The following is a 798-nucleotide window of genomic DNA, read 5'->3' as shown; positions in this document are numbered from 1 at the left end:
TGTCCATCGGCGTCAGCCATCTTCTGCCGGACTCGGTCTCGTCCGTCCAGCTTCAAGAGGGCAGCGTCACCGTCGATAAACTGGGTGAAAAAGCGGTCGGTTCCGTTCATTTGGCCCCGGAATCCGTCGGCGGGGAGCATCTGACGGACGGTGCCGTAAGGGGCCGTCATATCGCACCCGGAGGGATTAGCCTTCAGCATCTGTCAGATGAGGTGCGCTCCCCGGATCTGCTGCTTGACAGATCGATTGCCGGAAGCAAGCTTGCCCCGAAGAGCATTGGGAGCGATCAGTTGGCCGAAGGCGCTGTAGGCAGAATTGAGCTTCAGGATGAAGCGGTGAACAGCTCCAAGATTGCTCCCTCCTCCATTCATTCCCGCCATCTGGAGGAGGCGAGCGTGCAGAGCGGCCACCTTGCTCCATTCTCTGTCGCCGGGGAGCACTTGGCCGCATCGGCTGTTCAATCGGAGCATCTGGCGGAAGGCGCGGTTGAAGGCCGCCACATCCGGACGGGCGCGGTGCAAACGGAGCATTTGTCCCCCGGTACTGTCGGCGGCGAGCATATCCGCCCCTCCTCCGTTGGACTCGGCCATCTCCAGCCGGGCTCGGTCTCGTCCGTCCAGCTTCAGGACGGCAGTGTCACCGCCGGCAAGCTGGGTGAAGGTGCGGTCGGCTCCGGACATTTGGCTGCGGAGTCCGTTACTGGTGAACAGCTGGCGGACAGCTCGGTGGAAGGCCGCCATCTCATCCCCGGCGGCATCAGGCTCCAGCATCTGTCGGCTGAGGTCCGCTCAGCGGAGC

1 pseudogene is annotated in these 798 nt (G+C 63.2%); it reads left to right on the top strand.

Features of this window, described 5'->3' with window-relative positions:
• Positions 1 to 798: pseudogene (locus L692_RS32970) on the top strand (hypothetical protein); the annotation flags it as partial.

Origin of the sequence: Paenibacillus forsythiae T98, from assembly GCF_000520735.1 — a bacterium.
GTDB classification, from domain to species: Bacteria; Bacillota; Bacilli; order Paenibacillales; family Paenibacillaceae; genus Paenibacillus_AQ; species Paenibacillus_AQ forsythiae.
This window is presented reverse-complemented; position numbering and strand designations above follow the sequence as displayed.